The 5,537-nt window shown below is 68.3% G+C and carries 8 protein-coding genes and 1 pseudogene; all 9 read left to right on the forward strand.

Annotation, left to right across the window (positions count from 1 at the left end):
• Positions 1 to 200 (forward strand): annotated as a pseudogene (locus tag ACRDPN_RS07185) (elongation factor Tu); the annotation flags it as partial.
• Between the two features lie 78 nt (positions 201 to 278).
• On the forward strand, positions 279 to 1,193 hold the full coding sequence (locus ACRDPN_RS07190) for a cation diffusion facilitator family transporter (protein ID WP_431446698.1): 915 nt from the start codon (positions 279 to 281) through the stop codon (positions 1,191 to 1,193).
• 381 nt (positions 1,194 to 1,574) lie between these two features.
• Positions 1,575 to 1,883 (forward strand): 30S ribosomal protein S10, encoded by a 309-nt coding sequence (gene rpsJ, locus ACRDPN_RS07195; protein ID WP_431446699.1) that lies wholly within the window; start codon positions 1,575 to 1,577, stop codon positions 1,881 to 1,883.
• A gap of 14 nt (positions 1,884 to 1,897) precedes the next feature.
• Positions 1,898 to 2,566, forward strand: coding sequence for a 50S ribosomal protein L3 (gene rplC / locus ACRDPN_RS07200; protein WP_431446700.1), 669 nt, complete (start codon positions 1,898 to 1,900; stop codon positions 2,564 to 2,566).
• Between the two features lie 2 nt (positions 2,567 to 2,568).
• Positions 2,569 to 3,600: a 50S ribosomal protein L4 gene (rplD, locus tag ACRDPN_RS07205; protein ID WP_431446701.1), complete on the forward strand. Its 1,032-nt coding sequence runs from the start codon at positions 2,569 to 2,571 to the stop codon at positions 3,598 to 3,600.
• Complete coding sequence (gene rplW, locus ACRDPN_RS07210; RefSeq protein ID WP_431446702.1) at positions 3,597 to 3,899, forward strand: 50S ribosomal protein L23; 303 nt, start codon at positions 3,597 to 3,599, stop codon at positions 3,897 to 3,899. The genes rplD and rplW overlap by 4 nt, the downstream gene beginning before the upstream one ends.
• 13 nt (positions 3,900 to 3,912) lie before the next feature.
• The gene (gene rplB, locus ACRDPN_RS07215; RefSeq protein WP_431446703.1) at positions 3,913 to 4,740 is read left to right on the forward strand and encodes a 50S ribosomal protein L2; all 828 of its coding nucleotides are present in this window, start codon (positions 3,913 to 3,915) and stop codon (positions 4,738 to 4,740) included.
• Positions 4,741 to 4,754: 14 nt separating this feature from the next.
• Complete coding sequence (gene rpsS, locus ACRDPN_RS07220; protein ID WP_431446704.1) at positions 4,755 to 5,036, forward strand: 30S ribosomal protein S19; 282 nt, start codon at positions 4,755 to 4,757, stop codon at positions 5,034 to 5,036.
• Positions 5,033 to 5,470 (forward strand): 50S ribosomal protein L22, encoded by a 438-nt coding sequence (gene rplV, locus ACRDPN_RS07225; protein ID WP_431446706.1) that lies wholly within the window; start codon positions 5,033 to 5,035, stop codon positions 5,468 to 5,470. Before rpsS ends, rplV begins: the two co-directional genes overlap by 4 nt.
• Positions 5,471 to 5,537: the final 67 nt, after the last annotated feature.

A 5,537-nucleotide genomic window follows, 5' to 3' on the forward strand; every position in this document is an offset into this window, starting at 1 on the left:
CGCAGTTCTACTTCCGCACCACGGACGTCACCGGCGTCGTCACGCTGCCTGAGGGCACCGAGATGGTCATGCCGGGCGACAACACCGAGATGAGCGTTCAGCTGATCCAGCCGATCGCCATGGAGGACGGCCTGCGCTTCGCCATCCGCGAGGGCGGCCGCACCGTCGGCGCCGGACGCGTGACGAAGATCAACAAGTGAGCTGACCCGCTCTCTGACGAGGCCCGTCCTGCTGCGGCAGGGCGGGCCCTCGTGCATCCACGGTCGTACTCTGACTCCGTGGGTCAGGATCACTCGCACGGCACGGGCGTCGCGCACCGCGGACGTCTGGCACTCGCGCTGGTCCTGTCGCTCACCGTGCTGGTGGTCGAGGCCGTCGCCGCGTGGATCACTGGCAGCTTGGCGCTGCTCGCCGATGCCGGTCACGTCCTGGGCGACTCGTTCGGCATCGTCATGGCGCTTGCGGCGATCACCGTCTCCCAGCGGGGCGGACGGCCGGGCTCGCGGCGCACGTTCGGTTACCACCGCACGGAGGTGATCGCCGCCGGGCTCAACGGACTCGTGCTCCTCGGCCTGGCCGGCTGGGTGGTCGTCAACGCTGTGCGCCGTCTCGACGGTGGTCCGGAGATCTCGGCCGGTCCTGTGCTCGCCGCAGCCGGCATCGGGCTGGCGGCAAACGTGGCGGCTCTGCTCCTCCTGCGCGGTGGCGCGCGCGAGAGCCTCAACGTCCGGGGTGCCTACCTCGAGGTGCTCGGGGACGCGCTGGGCTCGGTGGCGGTGCTGGTCTCAGCTCTCGTCATCCTCACGACCGGCTGGCACGCCGCCGACGCCGTCGCCTCGCTCGTGATCGCGGCCATGATCGTGCCACGAGCGGTCTCCCTGCTGCGCGAGGTCGCCGAGGTGCTGCTGGAGGGCTCGCCCCGTGACGTCGACCTGGAAGACCTGCGCCGCCACATCCTGTCCGCCGACGGCGTGATCGACGTGCACGACCTCCACGTCTGGACGATCACGTCCGGCATGCCGGTGATGAGTGCGCACGTCGTGGTGGACGACTCGGTGACGCGCATGGGGGAGGCCCACGCCGTGCTCGATCATCTGCGCGACTGCCTCGCCGACCACTTCGACGTCGAGCACTCCACGTTCCAGATCGAGCCTGACGGCCACTCCGACAGCGAGCCGAACATCCATCATTGACTGGCGCCCGCAGCGACTCGCGGTGACGGGGGAAGAGCCGGGTTCACGATTTGTATATCCCCGCGGGGATCTGTCAGACTAGTGCGGTTGCTCCGGCCGGTCCGCTGGGGTGTCGCTCGTCCGGAACTCACGCCGGGCACCTAGAACACGGGTACAGAGTGGCGCCGAACCTGAGGCCCGACCTGTCCCGCGACGCGTGCCGGTCCTGAACGACCGACACCCACTGCGGGTCCAACCACCCAACTCGAGATCTGGATGTGTTTCGCGCCTTGTTGCGCCGCGACACGCCCGACCTCGGGGGTCGGCGGAAGGAGCGGCACGATCGCTCCCCCGACCCGGGCGAGACGAGACACAGCGGGACGAGAGAAGGACGACGAGAGCATGGCGGGACAAAAGATCCGTATCCGGCTCAAGGCCTACGACCACGAGGTCATTGACACCTCGGCGCGCAAGATCGTCGACACGGTCACGCGCACGGGCGCCACGGTCGCCGGACCGGTGCCGTTGCCCACTGAGAAGAACGTGTTCTGCGTGATCCGTTCTCCGCACAAGTACAAGGACAGCCGCGAGCATTTCGAGATGCGTACGCACAAGCGGCTCATCGACATCATCGACCCGACGCCGAAGACCGTCGACTCGCTCATGCGACTCGACCTTCCGGCCGGCGTCGACATCGAGATCAAGCTCTGAGGGGAGTCGCGAGCATGAGCACAAGCAGCACCGCAACAGCGCGCGGCCTCCTCGGCCGCAAGCTCGGCATGACGCAGGTCTGGGACGCCGAGAACCGGATCGTCCCGGTCACCGTCCTGGCCGCCGACACCAACGTCGTCACACAGATCCGCACCCGCGAGACCGACGGCTACAGCGCCCTCCAGCTCGGCTTCGGCGAGATCGACGGCCGCAAGGTCAACAAGCCGGCCGCCGGCCACTTCGCCAAAGCCGGCGTCACGCCGCGCCGCCACACCGTCGAGATCCGCACCGAGGCCATCGAGGACTACACCCTCGGCCAGGAGATCTCGCCTGAGATCTTCGCCGCGGGCGACATCGTCGACGTCACCGCCACCAGCAAGGGCAAGGGTTTCGCCGGTGTCATGAAGCGCCACGGCTTCCACGGCGTGGGTGCCTCGCACGGCGCGCACCGCAACCACCGCAAGCCCGGCTCGATCGGCGGCTGCGCCACCCCGGGCCGCGTGTTCAAGGGCCTGCGCATGGCCGGCCACATGGGCACCGACACGGTGACGACGCAGAACCTCACGATCCATGCGGTCGACACCGAGAAGGGCGTCATCCTCGTCAAGGGCGCCGTCCCCGGCCCCAAGGGCGGGCTCGTCGTCGTCCGCAGCGCCGCCAAGTCGCCCGTGAAGGAGGCCTGACGATGCCGAAGACCATTGACGTCGAGCTGCCCGTCGACATCTTCGACGTGCAGGTCAACATCCCGCTCATCCACCAGGTCGTCGTGGCCCAGCTCGCCGCGGCGCGCCAGGGCTCGGCCAACGTGAAGTCGCGCGGCGAGGTCCGCGGCGGTGGCCGCAAGCCGTATCGCCAGAAGGGCACCGGTCGCGCCCGCCAGGGCTCGATCCGTGCGCCGCAGTTCGCCGGCGGTGGCATCGTCCACGGCCCGACGCCGCGCTCGTTCGACCAGCGCACGCCCAAGAAGATGAAGGCCGCCGCCCTGCGCGGTGCCCTCTCCGACCGGGTCCGCAGCGGACGCGTCCACGTCGTCGAGTCGCTGGCCGGAGGCAACACGCCCTCCACCAAGGCGGCGCTCTCCACGCTGCGTGAGCTCACCGGCCGCCCGCGTGTGCTGGTGGTCGTCAACACCGGCGACACGCTGACGGTCAAGAGTCTGCGCAACGTCCCGGACGTCGAGCTGCTGCCGTTCGACCAGCTCAACACGTACGACGTCCTGCGCAGCGACGACCTCGTGTTCACCAAGGCCGCCTACGACGCGTTCGTGGCCGCTCGCTCCGCCGAGGGTGCCGACACGATCACGCTGAGCAAGGCTGTCACCGAGGTCGAGAAGGCTCCTGCGAAGACCGCCAAGAAGACGCCTGCCAAGAAGGGACCGGCGAAGAAGGCTCCTGCCGCCAAGAAGGCGCCAGCAGCCGAGAAGGCACCGGCTGCCAAGAAGGCTCCGGCCGCGAAGAAGGTCGCCGACCAGCCCGCCGAGGGTGTCACGAAGACCCAGCCGTACGGCCCGGGCTCGAAGGCTCCGCTCAAGAGCGGCAACGCGCCCAAGGGCTTCGACATCAAGGGCAACGCCGACTCGATGAAGTTCCACACCCCTGACAGCCCCTGGTACGAGCAGACCGAGGCCGAGGTCTGGTTCGACTCCGAGGCCTCCGCCGAGGCTGCCGGCTTCACGCGAGCTGGCGGGACTGACAAGGGCTCGGAGGAGGCCGAATGAGCACCAACGGCAGAAATCATCGCGACGTCCTGATCGCGCCGGTCGTGAGCGAGAAGACGTACAGCCTTCTCGACGACAACAAGTACACGTTCGTCGTGCGCCCCGACGCCAACAAGACGGAGATCAAGATCGCAGTCGAGCAGATCTTCGGCGTCAAGGTCACCGCCGTCAACACCCTGAACCGCAAGGGCAAGGCGCGCCGCACCCGCAACGGGCTCGGCAAGCGCAAGGACACCAAGCGCGCGATCGTCAGCGTGGCTGCCGGTCAGAACATCGACATCTTCTCGAGCCCGAGCTGAGGACTGAGAACTCATGGCAATCCGAAAGTACAAGCCGACCACACCGGGCCGTCGCGGCTCGAGTGTCGCCGACTTCGCCGAGGTCACCCGCACGACGCCGGAGAAGTCCCTGGTGGAGCCGCTGCCCAAGAAGGGCGGCCGCAACAACCAGGGCCGGATCACCACCCGGCATCAGGGTGGCGGGCACAAGCGCGCCTACCGCGTCATCGACTTCCGTCGCAACGACAAGGACGGCGTGCCGGCCATGGTCGCTCACATCGAGTACGACCCCAACCGCACGGCCCGCATTGCGCTGTTGCACTACGCCGACGGCGAGAAGCGCTACATCCTCTGCCCCAACGGCCTCAAGCAGGGCCAGACGGTCGTGGCCGGGGTGGGCTCCGACATCAAGATCGGCAACAACCTGCCGCTGCGCAACATCCCGGTTGGAACCGTGCTCAACTCCGTCGAGCTCCGACCGGGTGGCGGCGCCAAGATGGGCCGCTCCGCCGGAGCGCGCGTCCAGCTCGTCGCCAAGGAGGGCAGCCGCGCTCAGCTGCGTCTGCCGTCCGGCGAGATGCGCTACGTCGACGTCCGCTGCCGCGCGAGCATCGGTGAGGTTGGCAACGCCGAGCAGTCCAACATCAGCTGGGGCAAGGCCGGTCGCAACCGCTGGAAGGGCAAGCGCCCGACCGTCCGCGGTGTCGCGATGAACCCGGTCGACCACCCGCACGGCGGTGGCGAGGGCAAGACCTCCGGCGGCCGTCACCCAGTGTCCCCGTGGGGCAAGCCCGAGGGCCGCACCCGCAAGAGCAAGCCCAGCGACCAGATGATCGTCCGCCGCCGCAGGTCCGGACGTTGAGGAAGGCCTGACGAATGCCACGCAGTCTCAAGAAGGGTCCCTTCGTGGACGACCACCTCGCCAAGAAGGTGGACGCCCAGAACGAAGCCGGAACCCACAACGTGATCAAGACCTGGTCGCGTCGCTCCATGGTCGTGCCGTCCTTCATCGGACACACGATCGCCGTGCACGACGGCCGCAAGCACGTGCCGGTGTTCATCACCGACGCGATGGTGGGTCACAAGCTGGGCGAGTTCGCCCCGACCCGCACCTTCCGCGGTCACGAGAAGGACGACCGAAAGGCGACGAGGCGATGAGTGCAGCAACCCGTGAGGGCGTGAGTGCCCGCCGCGAACGACTGCTGGGCGGAGAGCCCGGTGCGTTCGCCGTGGCCCGGTTCACCCGCGTCACCCCGCAGAAGGCCCGCCGCATCGGCGACCTCATCCGTGGCATGGAAGTCGACGAGGCGCTGGCGCTGCTCAAGTTCGCGCCGCAGGCCGCGGCCGAGAACTTCTACAAGCTCGTCGAGTCCGCCGTCGCGAACGCCGAGACCACCGAAGGGCTCTCCCGCGAGAGCCTCGTGATCAGCCGCGTGCAGATCGACGATGGTCCGACCATGAAGCGCTGGCGACCGCGCGCCAAGGGTGCGGCCAACCGCATCCTCAAGCGCTCGAGCCACCTGACCGTGGTCGTCACGCCGGCCGACGCTTACCCGACATCCACCTCGACCAAGAAGGGCGGGAACCGATAGTGGGACAGAAGATCAACCCGCACGGGTTCCGACTCGGCATCTCCACCGACCACAAGAGCCGGTGGTA

Origin of the sequence: Aeromicrobium sp. (assembly GCF_050700635.1) — a bacterium.
Taxonomy (GTDB): domain Bacteria; phylum Actinomycetota; class Actinomycetes; order Propionibacteriales; family Nocardioidaceae; genus Aeromicrobium.

Excerpts from the sequence above, each read along its gene's own strand:
- rpsJ (WP_431446699.1), top strand. The coding sequence starts at position 1,575 with ATGGCGGGACAAAAGATCCGTATCCGGCTCAAGGCCTACGACCACGAG.
- rplC (WP_431446700.1), top strand. The coding sequence starts at position 1,898 with ATGAGCACAAGCAGCACCGCAACAGCGCGCGGCCTCCTCGGCCGCAAG.
- rplD (WP_431446701.1), top strand. The coding sequence starts at position 2,569 with ATGCCGAAGACCATTGACGTCGAGCTGCCCGTCGACATCTTCGACGTG.
- rplW (WP_431446702.1), top strand. The coding sequence starts at position 3,597 with ATGAGCACCAACGGCAGAAATCATCGCGACGTCCTGATCGCGCCGGTC.
- rplB (WP_431446703.1), top strand. The coding sequence starts at position 3,913 with ATGGCAATCCGAAAGTACAAGCCGACCACACCGGGCCGTCGCGGCTCG.
- rpsS (WP_431446704.1), top strand. The coding sequence starts at position 4,755 with ATGCCACGCAGTCTCAAGAAGGGTCCCTTCGTGGACGACCACCTCGCC.
- rplV (WP_431446706.1), top strand. The coding sequence starts at position 5,033 with ATGAGTGCAGCAACCCGTGAGGGCGTGAGTGCCCGCCGCGAACGACTG.